This window comes from Hymenobacter sp. M1-2 (assembly GCF_057808495.1).
Genome location: NZ_JBTYZO010000043.1, coordinates 1 through 21120, shown reverse-complemented (window position 1 = coordinate 21120; position 21120 = coordinate 1). Strand labels below are relative to the sequence as shown.

Here is a 21120-nt window from a genome sequence, read left to right as displayed (position 1 = left end):
TCATGCGAGTCGTTCAACCTCAGCAACGATGCGCGAAGCTGGAGCTTCGCGCTACTCCCTGCGTAGCGCGGGGCCGGATACTCGCTGTGCTCGTCGCGGAACGGATTTCCGCGCTACTTGTCTTACTTAGCCAGTATTTTGTGGGGCTTTTCCACCGCTATCAGCAGCCCCACAAAGCCAAGGCACAAAAGCATATGCCAGCCGTGGCGGAGCCAGTAGCCATTCACGGGTACCAGCCAACTCAGCGCCACCACCCCCGAAGCTACCGCCAGCCAACCAAGCAGCCGGGCCACTGGGTAGGGCACTGGGAAATGCCGCTCACCCAGCCACCAGCAAATAGCCGCCATCATAAAATAACAGGCCAATGTGGCAAGGGCCGAGCCCATGTAGCCCAGTATCGGAATCAGCAGAAAGTTGAGGACGATGGTAAGCACCGCGCCCGCCCCACCTATATAGGTGCCGTAGTAGGTCTTGTCTGTCAGCTTAAACCACACCGACAGGTTCCAATACACGCCCAAAAACAGGTTGGCCAGCAGCAGCACCGGTACCACGCTTAAGCCTTCCAGATACTCCGGGCGATGCAGAAACAAGCTCCCGATAAAGTCCACGTTGATACTAACCACCACGAAAATGACGGCGCAGCAAAGCGTAAACCATTTCAGGACCAGCGCAAACGTAGCAGGGGAGTTTTTCTCGGTGCTTTGGGCGAAGAAGAAGGGTTCGGCCGCGTACCGGAAAGCCTGAATAACGAGGCTCATAAAGATGCTCAGCTTGTAGCAAGCCCCATAGATGCCCACTGCCGTGAGGCTGCTTTCGCCCGGGTAAAAGCCCTGCGGTAGCCACCAGGGCAGCAGAATTCGGTCCAGCGTTTCGTTGACCATGCCCGCCAGGCCCATGAGCATAATGGGATAAGCGTACTGCAGCATAGGCCGTAGCGGCGGCAAACTGAGGCGGAACCGGAAGCTGAGCAACTCGCGGGCCAGCAGCAGCAACGTAAACGCGCTAGCCGCCAGGTTGGCCAGAAACACATAACCGACCCCAATGCTAGGATCATAGATGCGAGCCACCAGCGGCCGGAGCGCCGGTAGGTACTCGCCACTCAGCACATCCTGGCAAAAAATCAGAAAGAACAAGTTGAGCCCCACATTCAGCAGGATGTTGCCCATACGAATAGCCGCAAACTTGCGCGCTTTGTTCTCTAGCCGCAGGCGCGCGAAGGGAATGGCTGCCAGCGCATCAAGCCCTAGAATCAGAGCCAGCCATACCGCCAGCCGCTCTTGGCTGGCTGGTAATCCCAGTAGCTTCAGTAAGGTGCCCGCCTGCCAGGCCAGTAGCGCCGAAAACAGCACGCTGCTCACCAGCAGGAGGCTCAGCACTCGGTCGTAGAGCAGTTGCCGGTCGGTGCCGGCGCGGTTGGCGAAACGGAAATAGGTAGTCTCTAGTCCGTAGGTGAATACCACGTTCAGAAACGATACGTAAGCGTACAGGCCAGTTACAATACCGTACTCGGCCGCCGCAAACCGTTTGGTGTAGAGCGGTACCAGCAGGTAAGTAAGCACCCGGCCCACTATGCTGCTGATGCCGTACACGGCCGTCTGCGAGGCCAGTTTTTTCGCTACGCTCATTTATGTTGAATGAAGAATGAAGAATGAGGAATGAAGAGTTAGCAGGTGTAATTCTTCATTCCTCATTCTTCATTCCTAATTACCCTTAAATACTGCTGGGCGCTTTTCGAGAAAGGCTTGGGTGCCTTCTTTGAAATCTTCGGAGGCGAAGCACTGTCCGAAGGCATTGGCCTCCACCGCGTAGCCGTGGCGCTCATCGGAGTAAAGCGCGTTTACGCTGTCGATAACCAACCCTACGGCTAGCGGCGCCTTGGTGAGAATACGGCCGAGCAACCCGCGCGTGAAGCCTAGCAGCTCTGCCTGTGGCACCACGTGGTTGGCGAGGCCCAGGCGCAGGGCTTCGTCCGCTTTAATCATATCAGCGGTGAGCATCAGCTCCAGTGCTTTGCCTTTGCCTATCAGTTGAGTGAGGCGTTGCGTGCCGCCATAGCCCGGAATGAGGCCTAGGTTCACTTCGGGCTGCCCGAAACGAGCCGTATCGGCGGCAATGCGCATGTGGCAGGCCATAGCCAACTCGCAGCCGCCACCTAGCGCGAAGCCATTCACGGCCGCAATAACTGGCTTGGAGCTTTCCTCAATCATGCAGAACACCTCCTGCCCGCGCTCCGACGCTCGGCGCGCCAGCGGCTCACTTTCAATGGCAGCCAGCTCAGCAATATCAGCACCGGCCACGAACGCTTTTTCACCACTGCCCGTCAGTATAATGCCCCGCACGGCAGCGTCGTCGAGTGCGTGCTGCATGGCCGCCCCGATTTCCTCAATCGTGGCGGCGTTGAGGGCATTGAGCTTGGTGGGGCGGTTAAGGGTGATGGTAAGGATGCCAGAGGCGGCGTCCAGCTCATACAGCAGATTGTCGAAAGAAGCCATGTAAAAGAGGTGGGTAAGTCAGCGAACGTCGGCAAAGATAGCGCAAAACGTCCGCTGCCAGTTTGGGGTTCAGCGCGGCCAGATCAAGGTTAGCCGAACGACAGATGAAGTTCAACTAAAACCAAAAAGCACCACCTAACGCCTTCTTACTTTTGGCGAGAACTGACTGAGTAGAGATTAGAATAATTTTATATTCGCCGCGACCTACTTCCTCTTTCTCATCCAAAACCGTTCACACGCATGGGATTCGTTTCTGAGTTTAGGGAATTCATATCCAAGGGAAATGTGCTCGATTTAGCCGTCGGTGTCATTATTGGTGGGGCCTTCGGCAATATTGTCAAGTCCTTGACAGATGATATTTTGATGCCCATCCTGAGCTTAGTTACGGGCGGGTTAGATTTCAAAGGGTGGTTTCTGGCCTTGGATGGGAAGGTTTATAAAACGCTGGCAGAAGCTAAAGCCGCCGAGGCGGCCACGCTCAATTATGGGCTGTTTTTGAATGCCGTTATCACCTTTTTGCTGATTGCTTTCGTCATTTTCTGGATTGTGAAACTGGCCAACCAGTTCAAGAGACCTAAGGAAGTAGTGGTTGTGGAACCTGGCCCAACCAAAGACCAACTGCTCCTCACAGAAATCCGCGACGCCTTACGCAGCCGTAGCTAGCCGGAAAGCTAGTTCTTGCCTTTTCTTCTCGTTTTGTAGGGCAGCGGCTAAGTATTTCTAGTCGCTAGCCTTCCTTTTTCTGCCCCTCATGAGAGCAGCTGCCTGTTTTCGCTCATTTCGCTTACTGCTGATTTGCCTACTGGCAGGTCTGCCTTTAGTTGGAGCTTACGCACAGGAATCCATTCCTAACCGAGCGCCCGTTCCGCAGGCGGCTTATAAAATATCTGCTGAAATAGACACTGCCCGCGGCTGGCAGCGCGGCGGAACAGGCACGCTCAATTTCAGCCAAGTGAGCCTGAGCAACTGGGCGCCGGGTGGCCAAAGCTCGTTGTCGTTGCTAGGGCTAGGCAGCAGCTACGCCCACTTCCGCGGCGACAATCACGCCTTTGATCTGGCAGGAAACCTAGTATACGGCATCCTGAAAGCAGGCAAAGCCAAGGTGCGCAAAAACGATGACCGGCTGGAGGTGAATGCTCGCTACGCCCGCGACTTTGCCACGCACTGGTCGTATGCCGCGCAGCTGAACTTGAAAACGCAGCTGACCCCCACAAACGACATTGTCAAGACTGATTCGCTGTTGTCGAAGTTCTTTGCGCCGGCTTACATTCTAGCTTCAATAGGATTCGAGTACAAACCAGGCGAGGCTTTTTCGTTGTTCCTGTCGCCGGCCACGGGCAAATTCACCGTCGTGGCCGACCAGGAGTTAGCCGATGCGGGAGCCTTTGGGGTGAAAGCCGCTCGGCGAGATGTTGATGGCCGTATTGTTGCTGGAACTGGGGAGCAGCTGCGCGAAGAACTAGGCGCGTATCTCAACGCCCGCTACCGGCGGCCCGTAATGGCTAACATCACCTACCAGACCCGATTGGAGCTGTTCAGCAACTACTTCCACAACCCTCAGAACGTAGATGTGAACTGGGAGAACCTCGTGGATTTCAAGATCAACAAGTTCTTTAGTGCCACTGTGGCTACCACGCTTATTTATGATGATGACATCTTGGTGCCACTCAACCTAGACGAGCAAAACAGTAACCTTACCGCCCGTGGCCGCCGCATCCAGTTTAAGGAAACGTTAGGTATTGGACTGACCTACAAGTTTTAAAGAATTTGAACTAACTTGACCACCCACCCGTTGCCGCGCCAGAAGACGAAGATCTTTTTTGCATTTTTCTCCGGCTGGAATTTGTTGTCTCTCCACTCGCTTCAGAGCATGAAAAAACTGATTGTACTCACGCTGCTAGCCTCTGCTGCTTTGCTGAGTAAGCCTGCCCACGCTCAGGCTCCACGCCCTGCTTCCGAGGAGCAGACGGTTGACCAACCCAACGAGCAATCCTCGCGCAAAACCAAGCGCAAAGCCACTTCCAGCGATATCGCCAACATGCAGCGGCGCATGAATATGAACCCTGAAGACGCCAAGCGCGACCAACAGATAGAAGTGTTGGAGGCCCGCGCCGGTGGTGGTTCCGCCAACACCAGCTTTGGGCGGGCTTCGGGTCCGGCCCGGCAGTACGAAAAAGGCTCCGGGGGCTTTACGGTTCGTAAGTTCAGAGCAAGCAAGCACGCCCGCAATGCCATGATGAAGAAAGGCGAAAGCCGCCCGGCACCAGGTATCGACCCTAAAGGCAAACCGCTCAAGCACAAGAAAAAGAAGCGCTTCCTTTTGGGCTAGACCTGTGCTCTTGTGACAGCACTTGGCTTGTAAGTTTGAATAACGAAGAAAAAGCCCCGTAGCATAGCTCCGGGGCTTTTTACATCTTTAGCTGTTCGAGGCCACCGTTCGCCCTCGACTATGCCAAAGAAGAACATGATGTAGCGGTGCGTGCCGTACTAGCAGAGGCACCACTTACTTACTCAATAAAGTATCAATGACTGGTACCAGCCCTCTTAACGAAAGAGGTATTCCATATGCCGCCCAGAATCTCATTGCTGCGCATGAGGGAGTGGATCGATGCCAATCTAGTGCTCTTCGCGCGTATCACGATGAAAAGCAGTAAGCTAGCCGCACGCAACGAGTAAAGTAGTCGGGAACCTGCTAGAGCTTTGCTAGAGCATTGAGGTCGATTTTGCGAGCCACTTGCTTCACAAATTCAGTATCGTTCTGCCCATTCGATTCCACCGATACAAAGAACCGGTCGCCAACACCGAGAGCTACGCTGGCTTTGTGTTCTTTCTTTTCTAGAGTCTCCCAGCCTTTCACACCCGCCACGCCTAGCTCGCAGCCGCGCATGAGCTGCTCATCATCTTCCTGCGAAAAACCTGCCGACATCATCGCCGTGGCGCCGCTGTACAGGGCATTGGCTCCGTTATAGTCGACAAGCTGTACCGTTACGCGCTGGTCTCCTTTAGTGTAGGTTTGCCCGCACGAGGAGTAACTGAAGCCCTTCATATTAACCGACTCACCGGTCGGATCGCCAGTGGCAGTGAACCCGTCTACACTACTTGGCAAGTAGCGCTGCAATTCCTTGTAGTTCAAAGAAATTGTGTCGCCTCGCTCAGCCCGGTCCGTGCGCTTCTTTTCAGAAGCTTCCAAGGCGGCTCCCATGTTCTTTGCTGCGCGAGCAGTGCTCGTTACGGCATTATACGTGTTGCGAGCTTCTTTAACTTGGTCGCAGGAGACCAATAGTACAGTAGCTAACAAGGGCAGGAGGGAGAAGCAAGCTTTCATACTAAGCAAAGAGGGAAGGTGAAGCAAGAAGAGGAGGTTTAAAACTTGGCCGAAAGCCCTAGCTTCAGGTAGCTTACGTCGTAACCAAGCTCGGCGAAAGCACCGATATTATCACTGAAATAGTAGCGGCCGCCGAGGTAAATACCCGACGTTATATAAGCTCCCCCATACGATTCGCTGGTGCTACCATTATAATTATCGGAATAGCTTTCAATCCGGGCTCCAAGGCTAAGGCCAGCGTAAGTGTCCAGTTTAGGATCATTCGTGAAATTGTAGTGATAAGCTCCCCGTGCCACTACAATGATGTTGTTCCAAGATGCTTTGTAGCTGTCACCAAAGATATTCCAGTCGTAACTGAAGCGCTTGTAACCGACTAAGCCACCAATACTAATAACGCCAGGCCCTACACCTTCTACCACACCTTTCTCCACAGAAAGGCTTAGTGCGGGCGTAGATTTCACTGATCCACCGAAGCCTAAGCCATAACCGTAGCCTCCACCTAAGCCAACGCCCAGGTTCACGACCGTAGTGCCTTTCGCGAAAGAAGTCGCGCCACCTGGCCAGCCGAGGTTATTAGTTGTTTTTGTTGCGGTAGTGGTAGCAGGCGTTGCAGGAGTCGTAGCAGGTACTGGTTGAGCGGCGGGCTTGGCTGCTGGCGCGGAGCGAGAGGTAGTAGGCTTGGGCTTCGCTACCGGCGCGGTAGTTCTAGCGGCGGGCTTGGCTGCCGGTTTGGGGGCGGAGGATGTCGCTTTAGTGGTAGAAGCTCCGGGCTTGGCAGCCGGTTTGGTAGCAGGAGTTGCGGCTGGCTTAGCCGCAGGCTTCGTAGTTGTCGTGGTAGCAGGCTTAGCCGGCGTTTTGGTTTGGGCCAGTAGGGGACTGCTAGACAAAGTCGCGAGCAGAAGAACGGATAATGCTGCTTTCATAGAAAGGAAAGGAAGAAGAGTGTGAAACAGGGTGCAGTTTAAATAAATCTAGGAGCGGTACAAAATTATTCTTTTGTCTCGGTGTCGGCAATCGCATAATGATGTGATATGATAAATGCCCAAAAACACAAAGGCCGCCACTGTTAGCAGTGGCGGCCTTTGTGTTTTTGGGCAAGCTAAAGCGCTGTGCTCGCTTAGAGCGTCCGCTTCACTTCCTGTTCTTCGAAGCCCTCAATGTTATCACCTTCCCGCAGGTCGTTGTAGCCTTTGAGCGAGATACCGCACTCGTAACCTTGGCGCACTTCCGATACATCATCTTTGTAGCGCTTGAGGTCTTGAATTTCGCCCGAGTACACCACAATACCATCGCGCACGAGGCGCACTTTGGTTTTGCGGGTAAAAGTGCCATCCGTTACCATACAGCCAGCAATGGTACCAACCTTGGTGATGTTGAACACCTGACGAACCTCGGCGTTGGCTACCACTACTTCCTTCACCGTTGGGGCCAGCATGCCTTCCATGGCATCCTTCACTTCGTTGATGGCGTTGTAGATGATAGAGTAGAGGCGGATATCAATCTGCTCTTGCTCAGCTAACTTACGGGCACTCTGCGAAGGACGCACCTGGAAACCAATGATGATGGCGTCGGATGCCGAAGCCAGCAGTACATCGGATTCCGAAATAGCACCCACGCTCTTGCTGAGAATGTTTACGGCTACTTCTGGCGTACTCAGTTTCAGCAGGGAGTCGGCCAGAGCTTCCACCGAGCCGTCCACATCGCCTTTCACAATCACGTTCAGTTCTTTGAAGGAACCAATGGCAAGGCGACGACCAATTTCGTCGAGCGTGATGTGCTTCTTGGTGCGCATGCTCTGCTCACGGGCCAGCTGCTGACGCTGCGTGGCTAGTTCGCGGGCTTCACGCTCCGTTTCCATCACCTGAATTTTGTCACCAGCCTGCGGCGCACCAGTGAGACCTAGTACCTGCACCGGAGTAGCAGGACCAGCTTTCTTCATCTTTTTGCCGCGGTGGTCCGTCATGGCTTTCACGCGGCCGTAGTGCGGGCCGGCGAGTACCACGTCACCTACTTCCATCGTGCCGGTCTGCACCAGAATGGTCGTTACGTAGCCCCGGCCCTTATCGAGAGAGGCTTCGATAACCGTACCAACGGCGTTGCGGTCGGGGTTGGCTTTCAATTCCAGCAGTTCGGCTTCCAGCAGAACCTTTTCCAGTAGGTCCTCTACGCCCAAACCGGACTTAGCCGACACTTCCTGCGACTGGTACTTGCCACCCCATTCTTCTACCAGAATGTTGATTGCCGACAGCTCCTCGCGAATTTTATCGGCGTTGGCGGAAGGCTTATCAATCTTGTTGAGCGCAATAACGATGGGTACACCAGCTGCCTGCGCGTGGTTGATGGCTTCCTTCGTCTGCGGCATTACCGAATCGTCGGCTGCTACCACGATAATGGCAATGTCCGTGATTTTGGCACCACGAGCACGCATAGCCGTAAAGGCTTCGTGACCCGGCGTATCAAGGAAGGTTACGCGCTTGCCCGATTCGGTCATCACGTCGTAAGCGCCAATGTGCTGCGTAATGCCACCAGCTTCTCCTTTAGCCACACTCGCGTTACGGATGTAGTCAAGGAGTGAGGTCTTACCGTGGTCGACGTGGCCCATGATGGTTACGATGGGTGCCCGCGGCTGTAAGTCATCCTCAGCATCTTCGATGCTGATATCGGTTTCCTCTTCCTCGGCACTCAGGAACTCAACGTCGTAGCCAAACTCGTCGGCGATAACCGTAATGGCTTCCGCATCGAGACGCTGGTTGATGGATACGAACATGCCCATGTTCAAGCAGACCTTAATTACCTCGTTCACCGACACGTCCATCAACGAAGCCAAGTCATTGGCGGAGATGAACTCGGTTACTTTAAGGGTTTTGGCATCTAACTCGTTTTGTGCACGCTGAGCTTCGCGGTCTTCGGCCACGCCGGCCCGCTTGTCGCGGCGGTATTTGGCGCGGTTGTTCTGGTTTCCACCACGGCCACCGCTGAGCTTGGCCAGCGTAGCCTTGATTTGCTCCTGAATCTGTTTGTCGTTCTGCTCTGGCGTGAGCGGCACAATAGGCTGCGTGCGCGGAGCGTTTTGGCCCGGCCGCTGACCAGGACCGCCCGGACGCTGCTGCCCGAGGCCACCGCCAGGGCGTTGGCCCGGACCGCCACCACCGGGTCTGTTGCCCTGGTAACCGCCTTGTCCTGGCTGGTTTCCCTGGTTTCCTTGATTGGCAGAGCCAGGTTGCGTAGAACCACCGGGGGTAGGTAGGCGCTGACGCTTTTTCTTGGCGTCGGCATTGAGGCCGCTTTTGCGCACATCGGAAGAAGCCACAGGGCGAACCCCACGGCCACCGCGCCGCGACGAATCTGTCGGCAACTCTATTTTACCAAGCACCGTCAAGCCTTTCAGCTGGTCGGCTTTGGCTACAATGGTACCAGCCTCTTCAGTGGAAGCAGGAGCGGGCTGCGCTGTTTCGGCTACCGGAGCAACGACAGGGGCGGGGGGAGGAGTAATCGGGGCTGTGGGAGCCGAGACGGGTGTTGCTGCGGGCCTTTCGGGAGCAGTAGCAGGTGCTTTAACTGGCTCGGGCGCTACAGGAGCTGGTTTGGGCTCCGGTGCGGGAGTAACAGCCACTGGAGCCACCGGAGCAGGAGTTGGCTCGGGAGCTGGCTTTTGCTCAACCACTGGTGCTGGCGTGGGTGTTGGCTGTACCGCAACCGCAACGGGTGTTGGAGGCGGAGTGGGCCGCGGGGGAACCGGACGGCCTTTGGCATCAAGCTCTATTTTTCCCATCACCTTCAACCCGGGAACCTTGGGAGCTTCCTGAACTGGAGTTGGGGTAGGAGTGGGAACAGCAACAGGAGCTGCAGGAGCAGTTGGTGCCGCGGCAGGAGCTGCTTGCGCAACAGGCGTCGGCGCCTCAACGGGCTTAGGAGCCGCAGGTTTTGGTGCTACCGACTCGGCAGGCCGTGCTTGGGCAATAGCTTCCTGCTCACTCTGGCGCTTGGCCTGACTGAGTCGGGCGGCCTCAATTTTGTCTTGGGCCGAGGACGCAAATTCCTTGTCCAGCAACGCTACCTGCTCCGAAGACAGCTTAGTTGTGGGCTTGTTTTCTACCGGAAATCCCTTTTTCGCTAGAGTTTCCACGATGGTGGTCATTCCAACGTTCAGGTCTTTGGCTGCCTGACTAAGCCGTTTGGTTGCTGCTTCCGCCATTCTATGCTCGCGAACGATACTCTTATCTTGGTGCAAAGGTACTATTTTAAATGGTGCCAGCTGACGTTAAATCAAGCCGGCTGGCCCGATTTAACGCCTTTGCCGGGCCGAAGCCCGCGCGCTCATTGCGCGTTGTCGCTGGCAGTGGAGGTTTCTGCTTCGTCCGCGCTGTCTTCTTCGCTGTCAAATTCTTGCCGGATGACGCGGAAAACGTCTTCTACGGTTTCTTCTTCCAACTCCGTGCGACGCACGATATCTTCTTTGCTCACGGCCAATACGGCCCGGCCCGTGTCGAGGCCGATTTTCTTAAGCTCGTCAATGATCCAAGCTTCCAGCTCGTCCGAGAACTCATCGAGTGCGATGTCTTCCTCGTAGTCGCCGGCATCCCGGAACACGTCGATTTCCATGCCTACGAGACGGCTGGCCAGTTTGATGTTGGCGCCGCCCCGGCCAATGGCCAAGGAAACTTGGTCGGGCTTTAAGAACACGGATACCCGGCCAGTTTGTTCGTTTATTTTCATCGACGTCAACTTCGCTGGCGACAAAGCCCGGGCGATATACAGCTCGAGGTTGTCGGTGTAATTGATGACGTCGATGTTCTCGTTTTCTAGTTCCCGCACCACAGCATGGATACGCGAGCCTTTCATACCGACGCAGGCGCCAACCGGGTCAATCCGGTCGTCGTAGCTTTCTACGGCCACTTTCGCCCGCTCGCCAGGTTCGCGCACGATGTTCTTAATAGTGATCAGGCCATCGTAGATTTCGGGCACTTCCTGCTCGAACAAACGTTCCAGGAAAGCCGGCGCCGCACGCGAGAGAATAATTTTGGGCGTGCCGTTGATGATTTCCACCTTGTGCACTACCGCGCGTACGCTGTCGCCTTTGCGGTAGCGGTCTTTAGGAATCTGCTCGCCTTTGGGCAGCACCAGCTCGTTTTCGTCTTTATCGAGAATGAGGGCCTCGCGGCTCCACACCTGGTATACCTCGCCGGCAATGATTTCGCCCACTTGGTCTTTGTAGGTCTGGTATAGATTGTCGCGCTCCAGGTCCTTCACGCGCTGAATAAGCGTTTGGCGGGCCATGAGCACGGCGCGGCGGCCGAAATCTTCCAGCTTGATTTCCTCGGTTACCTGCTCGCCTACTTCAAAATCAGGCTCGATTTTCTGCGCTTCTGCCAGCGGAATCTTGTCGTTGTCCCAGATATCTTCCGAGTTGTCGTCCACGATTTCGCGGTTGCGGTAGATTTCCAAGTCGCCCTTGTCCACGTTGAGGATGACGTCGAAGTTGGCGTCGTCGGTGTACTTTTTGCGAATCATCGTACGGAACACGTCTTCCAAGATGCTCATCATCGTGGGACGGTCGATGTTTTTGCTCCGGGCGAATTCGGCAAACGATTCAATCAGGACGTTGCTGTTCATCTGATCTTAATGGTTGAATTGTTGGATTGGTGCATGGCTTAATTGCTAAATGGTTGGTCGTTCAACTATTTAACAATTCAACCATTTAGCCATTCCACTTACTTAAACGAAATGACCACCCGCGCCTCCTGAATCTGAGCGAAGGGTACCAGTACGGCGGGGAGGGTCTTCTTCTTGTTTTTCTCTTTAATCACTTCTGCCAACTGCACACCTTCGGACTCGATGGCTTCCAGCGTACCGTTTTTCTCGGTGCCATCCGCTAGCTTGAGGCTGAGCGTGCGGCCCACGTGGCGGGTGTACTGACGCGGGTCGGAGAGGGGCTGGTCGGCACCGGGCGAGGTGACTTCCAGCGAGTAGGAAGCGTCTTCACCGTATGCTTCGTCGATACGACGAGCCAAACGGCGGCTCACCTGGGCGCACTCATCAATGCCCAGGCCCTGCTCACTGTCGAGGGTGACAGTGATTTTAGGCCGAACGGCATCGGATACGTTCAGGTTCACCACGAACAGATCGAAGCCGGTCAGACTGTCCTGAAGCATCTCCGCAATGCGGTTTTGATCGAAATTCATCTAGGCTTGAACTGGGTTATAAAAGAAAGAGGGGACGCTACGTCCCCTCTTCACAATCAGAATACTGCGCAAATATACGGTGAGAAACCGCCGAATGCAAGTCAGAAGCGAAGCTGCTCGCTAGGAGCGGTTTAGGTGGAAGGGAGCGAAGCAGTTCAGATTGGAACACCACAAGTAGGCTAGCGCTACACTCCCCAGTTATCCTTCAGTTACCGGCTGATTTCCAGCCAGCCTTTTACGCTAGTGCCATCGGCTTGCTGCAGAAGGTAGTAGTACACCCCACTAGGTTGCTTGTCGCCGCTCCAGTCGTTCTGGTAGTTGGCAGCTTCGAACACCTTGGTGCCCCAACGGGAGAAAACCTGCAAGCGAGCCGGGCACCCATTGGTAGCCCTGAAGTAGTCATTTTTCCTATCGCCGTTGGGAGTGATGATGTTGGGTATCTCGTACGGTTTGGTTACTTCTATTTCGGGTAGATCGAGCTGAACCGAACAGCGCCCGTTATTAAACGGACGGATGATTTTGGGCACGTAGCGGCCGGCTTGCACGTAAACGTGGGTGATGGAGTTGCCTTCGCCCTGAGTGCCATCGCCAAAATCCCAACGGACGCCGGAGAAACTGTTGAGTGGATCAGAGAAACGTACCGCCAAAGGAGCCTGCCGGGTTTCGGCACACTGCTCTACGTCCCAGCGCGCCGCGTATATGGGTGGTTCAGCTACTCCTACCCGGCGCGTAGCAGTGCTCACGCAAGGCCCAGTCGTGACGGTGTAAGTGAGCGAGACCGAGCCGGTGAAGCCGGCGGGAGGAGTGAAGACGCCGGCGCTGGTTACGTTGGCGCCCGACCAACTACCGCCCGCAGGAAGGGCTCGTAGCTGGAAGGCTTGCGTGCTACCCGGGCATAGCAGGGTATCGGGTGGCATAACGACAGTGGGCGGGCGCGATACAGTGACGGGAACGGTGCCCGAGACGTCGCAGAAACCAAAGCCAGTGCGGTAGCTTAACGTAAATGAACCGGCCCCAACCGACGACGGCACGAACGTGTAGTTTGAGCCAAAGCCCTGTACTCCCGGGCCATTCCAGACCAGGCCGCTTGGCAAAGGCACAGGCGCAGTGGTGGTAGTACAGTAGGTGGGCAGCGTAGGAGGAGTGAATGTGGGGCTTAATAACACCGTGGCGACAAGCGTGGCCGTGCTGGCGCAGCCATTCGCCCCAGTTAGAGTGTAGGTGAGAGTTCGGGAACCTACCAATGCGGCCGTAGGGGTAAATACAAAGCCCGTAGCCACTGAGCCCGAAACCCCGGGGCCCGTCCAGACGCCACCGGCTGGGGAGCCAGTGAGCGGCCTGGCTGCGCTGTTGGAGCAAGCGGTAAAGCTGGTGCCAACTGTGGCCCGGATGACGGTTACTGTCTGAGTGGCCTGAAGAGGGCAACCGCCAGCATTCACATTATAGACGAGCGTATGAGTGCCTGGTCCAGCAATGTTGGGATTGAACACGTTGCCCGACACGCCCGGCCCGGAAAAGGTGCCTCCTGCAGGGGTAGCCGTTAGCGTAACGGTAGGAGCAGGGGTATTATTCAGGCAAAACGAGGTTTGCGGGAGGGTGGTGAAATTTACTGTGGGCGAGGGTACCACCGTTAGCTGCAATGTTGAGACGCCCCCGCAAGGACCAACGCCGGTAACAGTGTAAGTGAGCGTCTGCACTCCAAGCAGGGCGGCCGTAGGCGTAAACACGAAGCCCGTAGCTACCGAGCCCGACACGCCCGGACCCGTCCAGACACCACCGGCCGGGGAGCCGTTGAGTGCTTGCGGCGCGGAGGACACGCATACATTGCGGTTGGTGCCAGCCACAACGTTCACCGTTTCGAAATTGATCTTGAAAGCCGCATTATTGCAGTTCATGCTCCCGCTGCTGGAGGAGTACGTACCCGCTCCTGGCGGTATTGGGAATCCGCTAAAGCTTTCGCAGCTACATACCGCCTGGTACACGAACCCCCGTGGGTCGAAACGCGATGTACCACCATCTACATGGTCGCCTGGGCCAGTTGTGCTACCAAAATAAGTGGCGTAGTCGAGGCGGGTGGCGTCGGGGGCAAGCTGTAACAGGTAGAAATCTTCCCCGTCGGTGGTGCGCTGTATGGCATTGGGCGTGACAGGGAGGTTGAAGGTAGTGCCGTTGCTGCTGTTGGACATTCCCATATTTATACCACCGCCCCAACCACTCACGTAGATGCGGTTGCACTGGTCTACCAGAAAAGCAGTAGGCGATATGTCGATGGTGGAACGGCCACTTCCGAACACTGTGGAAAAGTTAGTAGTCGTTAAGTCAGCGTCGAGTTTGTGGATGAACTGCTTGCTACCTGGATTCTGGTACCGCCCGCTCGTAACGGGGTAACTGCCCAGCGACTGGCCCAGCACGTACACGGCGCCGCTGCCATCGAGCTGTAAAAAATAGCTCTGGTCGTAGGAGCCGGTGCCTAGGTAGGTGGCCTTTTGAATCAAGTTGCCCGAGCTGCTGATGCGGGCCGCGAAGCCATCGACGCCACCCTGAGCTGTTTGATGAAGGGCGCCGGACGTGGTAGGAAAATTGGGACTAGTAGTGCCGCCGCTTACGTAGAGGTTGCCAGTGGCATCAAGCTGCAAAGAATAAGCGGCATCGGCGCCGGAGCCGCCCAAGAAACTGCTCCACAACAGACTGCTGGCCGTAGGATTGAGCTTGCACACCACAGCGTCGTGGGTGCCACCCCGGTAGGAGCCGCCCAGTCCGTTGGTGGTCGGAAAGTTGGGCGAGGTGGTGCTGGAGGCCAGGTAGATGTTGTCGTTGGCATCAAGCAGAATATCTCCTCGAAAGGTGTCGCCGTAGTTGTGCGCCAAAGGAGTAAGCGCGGAAGAGAGCAAGCCATCATTGCCGGAGCCGCCTAGGAAAGTGGAGCCTACCAGCGTGCTACCATTGGCACTGAGGCGAGTTACGACTAGGTCGGAGCCGCCGGAGAGTTGGTAGAATGAACCAAACCCAAAAGGATCAATCGAGGTACCGCCATTGAAAGTTCGGTCGTAGGCCGCAGTGGAGGTGGGGTAGTTACTAGAGGCAGTGGTTCCCAGCAAGAACAAGTCGCCCTGGCTACCAACCACGAGGCTGTGCGGAAAATCGGCCTGCGAACCACCTATGTAGGTAGCCCATACCCGCGACGCTGGGCCAGTGGCGGCGGCATTGTACTTGATGATGCCAATATCAATGACTCCCCCAAATGAAGTGCGAAAAGCGCCAATGGTGGTAGGATAGCCGGCCCCAAACACGATGCCGCCGGAATATAGGTTGCCCTGGGCGTCGTAGGTGGCCGTGAAGCCCCAATTGTCGGCCGTGGAGCCGGTGTAGCTGGAAAACACCACGGTAGGGTCGATGGTGAGCGGGTAGTGCTGATCATAAGCGCCCAGCTGAAAATGAACGGTGCGGCCTTCCAACACGTAGGCGCACGATACGGGCTGGCGTTGACCGGCAGCGTTGGTTTGCCAGGCTTTGGGGGCCAGCTCACGCAAGACACCCACCGTAGTACGAATTTCTAAGCTGCCGTCGGCATTTAGCGTGAGGGCATCGGCGCCATCGTAACGCAACCGAATGGCCGCAGGATCAGCATTGGCGGCCAGCTCGAAATCGTATTCCAGTTGCTGGCGCTGGTTTTCGTAGAAGTGTGCTCCTATCCCCGGCCAGATGCCGGCGTAGTACAGCTGCCGAAACCCATGCACGTCGCGCGCCCACTGCCTAGGGTCGTTACCGCGCAGGTAGTTGCGAACTTCGGTGGTTTGGTTTTCAGCCCGCAACGCAGGCTGTGCCGCGCCGCCCTCAAAGGCCACCCGCAGCCCGTGCGCCTTGATGTCGGTGGTAGCTGTGAGCTGCTTAGCAGATTCGTGCCCATGCGGTACACCAGCCAAAAAAGAGTAAGTCAGGCCGCCGGGTTCCAGGAACAGCCGCCCACCTACCATCTCGGCAGTGTAGCGAACGGGGTTTGGCCATTGCCCTCGGTTCTCGATGAACTCCAGCGTTGGTGTTGCAGGAGATGCTGAATCAGCACGACTTGCACTGAGGAAATGGCTGCTGATGACAGCCAAGCAAAGTAATTTTCTCCACATACAAGCTGCGGTTAACGAAATAGAAAAGAGGTGAACAGACAAAAGTAAGGGCTGCGGGCACCGTTGCAAAGCACTAATCCTCCGCTTTTTATAATTTCAATAGCAGGTCCGGTGTCACGACTATCTTTTCACTTCCACCCAGCCTTTGGCGCGGCGGTTATCGGTATCGCGCAACAAGTAGTAGTAGACCCCATCGGGCAGGTTGTTACCGCTCCAGTCGTTGTGGTAGTCCTGGGTTTCATAGAGCAGCGTACCCCAGCGGTTGAATATTTGCAGGCGAGTTGGCTTGCAGCTAAAGCGAGGCATGAATCGGTCGTTGATGGAGTCGCCGTTGGGGGTGATGATGTTGGGGACCAGCATATCGCCCACTTCCACCGGAGCGAAGCTAGTTTCTACCACACAGCCAGCATAGCGCGCCACCAGCGTTACATTATAGCTGCCTGGCCGCTCATACAGGTGAGCTGGGCTACTCTCAGTGGAGTGCGGCGTGCCGTCGCCGAAGTCCCAGTCGTAGGTGCCGCCGGGTAGCAGGGGCTCAAACTGGCAAGTGAAAGGAGCCAAACCGTTATAGCGAGGGTCAGCCGCACATTCCGGAATATTGAGGGCCACGTTGACTGCTGAAGTGGGCGCGAGTACCACCGTTTGCACCGCAGAGTTTTGGCAGCCGGCCGTAGCGTAAGTGTAGCGCAATTGGAAGATGCCACCGCGGTTGTTGGTGTTGGGGGGAGTGAAAAAGCCGCTTGGTGTAACACCGGGTCCACTCCAAACGCCGCCGGCCGGACTCATGCCGCGTAGCTGAAAGGCCCGAATCTGGTCGGCGCAAAGAGTGGTGTCGGGACCAACTCTGATAGCGGGTAGAGAACTGACCACCACCGTCTGGGTGGCAATGCCGCAGCCTAGTGAGTCTGATAGGGAGTAAGTGAGTGTGTGGGTACCCACGCCCGCCGTGGCCGGACTAAATACGGTGCCCGAAACACCAGGGCCGCTCCAGGTACCGCCCGCGGGGGTAGCCACTAGATTGCTGCTACCACCGCTGGTGCATTGGGCTAGTATGGGTGTGGTGGTGATGGCTCGCTCCGGCGTAACCGTAATGCGTAACGGACGGGTGCTAACGCAGGTGCCGGTGGAGGCCACCGAATAAGTGAGCGTATTGATACCTAAGCGAGCTACTGACGGCGTGAATTGGAACCCGCCACCTGGCAGAGCCGAAACGCCCGGCCCCGACCACGTGCCGCCCGCCGGTGAGCCGCCCAGCGTCAAAGGGCCACTATTGACGCACACGTAACGGTTCGGGCCAGGGTCGGCTATCACGATACCGAAGTCAATCTTGAAGGCGGCGTTGTTGCAATTTGAGTTGCGGTTGGTAGCTGAGTAGGTGTTAGCACCCGGCGGTACGGGAAAGCCTGACGTGCCGCCGCAGCCTCCACAAACGGCTTGGTAAATAACACCTCGCTTGTCGAAGCGGGAAGTTCCGCCGTCCACGTGCTCACCACTGCGGCCACCTTGCTCCCCGTAGAAGGTGGCGTATTCCAGTGCCTGCATGCCGGGCCGAAACTGCGCAATGTAGAAGTCGGAGCCATCAGTAGAAGACTGAATGGCGTTGGGCGTTACCGGCAAGCCATTAGTAGAGCTGCCGTTGAGGGGCTGAGTCCGGTCGTTGACCGTGCCGCCCCAACCGCTGATGTAGATTCGCTCACAGTCATCGACCAGAAAAGCCGTGAGTGAAATATCGGGGAAGAAGGTACGGCCGCTACCAAAGCGGGTGCTGTACAAACTTGTAGCTAGGTTAGGGCTCAGCTTCTGGATAAATTGCCGGCCGTTGGCCACGCCGTAGCGGCCCGCGCTGATGGGAATGTTGCCCTGCGTCTGACCCAGCAAGTACACATTGCTGGCCGCATCGAGCTGCACGAAAAAGGCTTGGTCGTAGGCTGAAGTGCCGATGTAAGACGATTCAAGCAGAGCGGCGCCGGTGTTGCTCAAATGGGCTACAAACCCATCAACCCCGCCCTGAAACCGAGGTTGCAGGCTGCCGGAAGTGACAGGAAAGTTGTTGCTGAGCGTGCCGCCGGCCACGTACACGCCCCGGCTGGGGTCTACCTGAAGCGAGTAGGCAGCTTCGGAGCCGGAGCCGCCCAGGTAGGTAGCCCACGTCAGACTGCGTAGATCGGCGGACATTTTCACAACTACGGCATCGAACTCGCCGCCCTGAAAGCTAGTGCGGTACCCGTTGGCCGGGAAGTTAGAACTGCTAGTTACGGAAGCCACGTACACATTGCCCGCGCCATCGGTGGTTACGTCACCCCGGAATTGGTCGCCGTAGTTGATAACTGGGGAACCTGGCAGGCCATCGAGGGTATTAGTGCCTGACAGCCGGGAAACCACGCCATCGGTGCCCGAGCCACCGAGGAAGGTACTGCCGGTAAGGGCATTGCCGTTGGCTGAAAGCTTGGCAAGAAATAAGTCGGCCCCGTTAGCATATAAAAATGGGTCGTAGTCATTGTCAGGAGTGATGCGAGGGCCGCCGTTATGCGAGTTGTCGTAGGCGCCGTTGATGATGGGAAAATTTTGGGAACCCGTGGAGCCCATTACAATCAGCTCTCCCTGCGGATTGACAACCATACTGTGCGGAGCTTCCATGCTATTGCCGCCTAAGTAGGTGGCATACAGGCGAGCTGCCGAACCAGATACCGCCGTGTTGTACTTGATAATGCCCACATCGGTGGCCCCGCTGAAGGTGGTACGAAAAGCGCCGGGAGTAGTCGGGTAGCCAACGCCAAATACCACCCCGCCAGAGTACATATTGCCCTGTGCATCGTAGGTAGCGGTAAAGCCCCAGTTGTCGGCCGTAGAGCCGGTAAATGACGAAAAGATGACGGTGGGGTCGATGGTGAGCGGGTGCCGCCGGTCGTAGGAGCCCAACCGGAAGCTGACGGTGTTGCCTTGCAACTCAAAGGCGCACGACACAGTCACACGCTGCCCTTTCACGTCCTGCCAGGCGCGCGGGGCTTGCTCGGTCACGTTGCCAACGGACGTCTGTACCAGCATGTTACCCTCGGGAGTTAGCGTGAGCTTTTCCTGGCCCGCGTAACGCAGTCGGATAACCGTAGGCTTGCTGCCGGCGGCCACTACAAAGTCGTATTCCAACTGCCGCTGGGCGTTTTCATAAAGCACTGCCTCTACACCAGGATAAAGATTGGCGTAGCGCAGGCGCCGAAAACCGTGAGCGTTGCTGGCCCAATGCTTAGGGTCGTTGCCGCGGAAATAATTGTAAGGGGCTAGCGTGCCTTCTTCCCCTGACAGGCGCGGCGCGGTCTTAGCTCCTTCAAACGTAACGGTGTAGGCATGGCCGCGTAGGTCGTCGCTGGCAGTTGGCGGGGTAGTTCCGTGGGCGGCTTGCTCGTGCTGACGCAGAGCAGCTGGGTCAAGAAACGTATAGGTGAAGCCGGAATTGCTCATGAAGAGCCGGCCACTTGGCAGAGTAGCGGCGTAGCGGACAGCATCGTCCCACTGACCTTTATTTTCTACAAACTCCAGCGTAGCTGCTTGAGGAGGAGCCGCGTTGACGGACGTGGCCAGCGCAACAGAGGCAGGAATTAAGGCGAGCAGTAGGCTCGGCAAGAGAAAAGCTACAGTAGAAAGCCGCATACCAACAGGAAGTAGAAAATTAAAAGTACAACTGAATAAGCACCGAAACCAGGCACAAGAATCGGGCCCGGCGCCTTGCGGGCTTCCGCTTACCTTTGCGGACCTAATTCTGGCCCGTGGGGCTGGACTGCTTTTGCCGTGCGTCGTTCGTTTGCTTTTACTTGTACCCTGCTCATTATTGGCTGGCTGCTCGTGGCTATTGCCTGCGTGCAGGTCCCAGCCTATACTTTCTGGCCCGCCGCCTTCGGGGCGCTAACTCTACCCGTTGCGCTGCTTCTGAATCTGGCGGCGGTGTTTTACTGGCTGTTGCGCCGCTGGCGGGTGGCGACCTTACCGCTGCTGGTGGCTGTACTCACGTGGCCGCATTTTCAGCGGGGCCTGGCCATACACCCATTACACCTTGCCCCGTCCAGCCCCGAGAATAGCACGACCGAGACGCAGGTACGGGTGCTGAGTTCCAACGTCCGCATTTTCAACGTGTACCCGCAGCTGCGCGACGAGAACCTAGCTTCCACGAAGAAGATGATTCAGTGGCTGGCTGATAGCCCAGCGGAGGTACTTTGCTTGCAGGAGTTTTACAACGAGCCCCGCACGTCTACCAGCAAGGAAAAAAACGTGTTCAACGCCATAGAGCGTATTGGGGAGCAGAGTGGTCGGCAGAGCTTTCTGTCCAAGACGCTCACCAACGGGGCCGGTTCGGAGTTTGGGATGGCCATTTTCTCGCGCTACCCCATTCTGCGCCGCGGCACGGTGAGTTTTGGCAAGCTCACCCAGAACCACGCCATGTGGGTGGATGTGCGCCTGCCCACCGGCGACACTATTCGAGTGTTTAACTTCCACTTGCAAAGCATGAGCCTGGAAGAGCAAGACATTGTGGAAAGCTACTCCAGCAAGGCCGGGCTGAAGAAAAAGGGTCTTGGGTTGTTGCGGCGCTTCAAGCGGGGTTTAGTGGCTCGCTCCTGGCAGATTGATACCCTCACACGCCGCTTCGAACGCAGCCCTTACCCGTTGCTGCTTTGCGCCGACCTCAACGACCTGCCTTACAGCTACAGCTACGACCAGCTAGCCGACCATTTCCAAAATGCCTGGGCCACCGTCGGGAATGGCGTGGGCGCCACCTATAACGGCCGCTTGCCCTTCGTCCGCATCGACAACCAGTTTGCCGGCCCTCAGTGGCAGGTAGATGCTTTCCGCGTGCACTACGAAATTCCCTACTCCGACCATTTTCCTACAATGGCAACTTATAGGTTGCTGAAGAATGAAGAATGAAGAAGCTTCCTAACAGTCTAAGCCCCGGCGCGGCAGGGCTTCCGCACCAAAAGTGAGTCGTAGTTTTAGGCCATGAGTATTTTAAC

Annotated in this window: 13 protein-coding genes; 4 read left to right on the top strand and 9 right to left on the bottom strand. The window is 56.4% G+C overall.

Going from position 1 to position 21120, the window contains the following annotated elements:
• Positions 1-122: 122 nt before the first annotated feature.
• Both ACYSMN_RS24985 and ACYSMN_RS24980 read right to left on the bottom strand, forming a co-directional pair.
• Complete coding sequence (locus tag ACYSMN_RS24985; RefSeq protein WP_488926663.1) at positions 123-1625, bottom strand: oligosaccharide flippase family protein; 1503 nt, start codon at positions 1623-1625, stop codon at positions 123-125.
• 75 nt (positions 1626-1700) lie between these two features.
• Positions 1701-2492 (bottom strand): enoyl-CoA hydratase/isomerase family protein, encoded by a 792-nt coding sequence (locus tag ACYSMN_RS24980; RefSeq protein ID WP_488926662.1) that lies wholly within the window; start codon positions 2490-2492, stop codon positions 1701-1703.
• Between the two features lie 240 nt (positions 2493-2732).
• Here ACYSMN_RS24980 and mscL point away from each other — a divergent pair, with 240 nt between their 5' ends.
• The 3 genes from mscL (at position 2733) to ACYSMN_RS24965 (ending at position 4821) form a co-directional block, all read left to right on the top strand.
• Positions 2733-3155, top strand: a complete 423-nt coding sequence (gene mscL, locus ACYSMN_RS24975; protein WP_488926661.1) for a large conductance mechanosensitive channel protein MscL — start codon at positions 2733-2735, stop codon at positions 3153-3155.
• Positions 3156-3243: 88 nt separating this feature from the next.
• A complete protein-coding gene (locus ACYSMN_RS24970; RefSeq protein ID WP_488926660.1) occupies positions 3244-4254 on the top strand; it encodes a DUF3078 domain-containing protein in 1011 nt (336 codons plus the stop codon).
• A 108-nt stretch (positions 4255-4362) separates the two neighbouring features.
• Positions 4363-4821 (top strand): hypothetical protein, encoded by a 459-nt coding sequence (locus ACYSMN_RS24965; RefSeq protein ID WP_488926659.1) that lies wholly within the window; start codon positions 4363-4365, stop codon positions 4819-4821.
• Positions 4822-5184: 363 nt separating this feature from the next.
• Here ACYSMN_RS24965 and ACYSMN_RS24960 read toward each other — a convergent pair whose 3' ends face one another.
• The 7 genes from ACYSMN_RS24960 to ACYSMN_RS24930 form a co-directional block, all read right to left on the bottom strand.
• On the bottom strand, positions 5185-5817 hold the full coding sequence (locus ACYSMN_RS24960; RefSeq protein WP_488926658.1) for a hypothetical protein: 633 nt from the start codon (positions 5815-5817) through the stop codon (positions 5185-5187).
• 38 nt (positions 5818-5855) lie between these two features.
• Complete coding sequence (locus ACYSMN_RS24955) at positions 5856-6704, bottom strand: hypothetical protein (protein WP_488926657.1); 849 nt, start codon at positions 6702-6704, stop codon at positions 5856-5858.
• A 230-nt stretch (positions 6705-6934) separates the two neighbouring features.
• Entirely contained in the window at positions 6935-10012 is a 3078-nt protein-coding gene (gene infB, locus ACYSMN_RS24950) for a translation initiation factor IF-2 (protein ID WP_488926656.1), read from the bottom strand.
• A 122-nt stretch (positions 10013-10134) separates the two neighbouring features.
• Entirely contained in the window at positions 10135-11430 is a 1296-nt protein-coding gene (gene nusA / locus ACYSMN_RS24945) for a transcription termination factor NusA (RefSeq protein WP_488926655.1), read from the bottom strand.
• 98 nt (positions 11431-11528) lie between these two features.
• Positions 11529-11999, bottom strand: coding sequence for a ribosome maturation factor RimP (gene rimP / locus ACYSMN_RS24940; protein ID WP_488926654.1), 471 nt, complete (start codon positions 11997-11999; stop codon positions 11529-11531).
• 209 nt (positions 12000-12208) lie between these two features.
• Entirely contained in the window at positions 12209-16120 is a 3912-nt protein-coding gene (locus ACYSMN_RS24935) for a DUF7948 domain-containing protein (protein ID WP_488926653.1), read from the bottom strand.
• Positions 16121-16240: 120 nt separating this feature from the next.
• Positions 16241-19765: a DUF7948 domain-containing protein gene (locus tag ACYSMN_RS24930; protein ID WP_488926652.1), complete on the bottom strand. Its 3525-nt coding sequence runs from the start codon at positions 19763-19765 to the stop codon at positions 16241-16243.
• Between the two features lie 138 nt (positions 19766-19903).
• On the opposite strand from ACYSMN_RS24930, the gene ACYSMN_RS24925 reads away from it, so the two are divergent.
• A complete protein-coding gene (locus tag ACYSMN_RS24925; RefSeq protein ID WP_488926651.1) occupies positions 19904-21034 on the top strand; it encodes an endonuclease/exonuclease/phosphatase family protein in 1131 nt (376 codons plus the stop codon).
• The last annotated feature ends 86 nt before the right edge of the window (positions 21035-21120 follow it).

What these genes read in the sequence shown, in the direction of transcription:
- ACYSMN_RS24985 (WP_488926663.1), bottom strand. Translation starts at nt 1,625, where the DNA reads ATGAGCGTAGCGAAAAAACTGGCCTCGCAGACGGCCGTGTACGGCATC.
- ACYSMN_RS24980 (WP_488926662.1), bottom strand. Translation starts at nt 2,492, where the DNA reads ATGGCTTCTTTCGACAATCTGCTGTATGAGCTGGACGCCGCCTCTGGC.
- mscL (WP_488926661.1), top strand. Translation starts at nt 2,733, where the DNA reads ATGGGATTCGTTTCTGAGTTTAGGGAATTCATATCCAAGGGAAATGTG.
- ACYSMN_RS24970 (WP_488926660.1), top strand. Translation starts at nt 3,244, where the DNA reads ATGAGAGCAGCTGCCTGTTTTCGCTCATTTCGCTTACTGCTGATTTGC.
- ACYSMN_RS24965 (WP_488926659.1), top strand. Translation starts at nt 4,363, where the DNA reads ATGAAAAAACTGATTGTACTCACGCTGCTAGCCTCTGCTGCTTTGCTG.
- ACYSMN_RS24960 (WP_488926658.1), bottom strand. Translation starts at nt 5,817, where the DNA reads ATGAAAGCTTGCTTCTCCCTCCTGCCCTTGTTAGCTACTGTACTATTG.
- infB (WP_488926656.1), bottom strand. Translation starts at nt 10,012, where the DNA reads ATGGCGGAAGCAGCAACCAAACGGCTTAGTCAGGCAGCCAAAGACCTG.
- nusA (WP_488926655.1), bottom strand. Translation starts at nt 11,430, where the DNA reads ATGAACAGCAACGTCCTGATTGAATCGTTTGCCGAATTCGCCCGGAGC.
- rimP (WP_488926654.1), bottom strand. Translation starts at nt 11,999, where the DNA reads ATGAATTTCGATCAAAACCGCATTGCGGAGATGCTTCAGGACAGTCTG.
- ACYSMN_RS24935 (WP_488926653.1), bottom strand. Translation starts at nt 16,120, where the DNA reads ATGTGGAGAAAATTACTTTGCTTGGCTGTCATCAGCAGCCATTTCCTC.
- ACYSMN_RS24930 (WP_488926652.1), bottom strand. Translation starts at nt 19,765, where the DNA reads ATGCGGCTTTCTACTGTAGCTTTTCTCTTGCCGAGCCTACTGCTCGCC.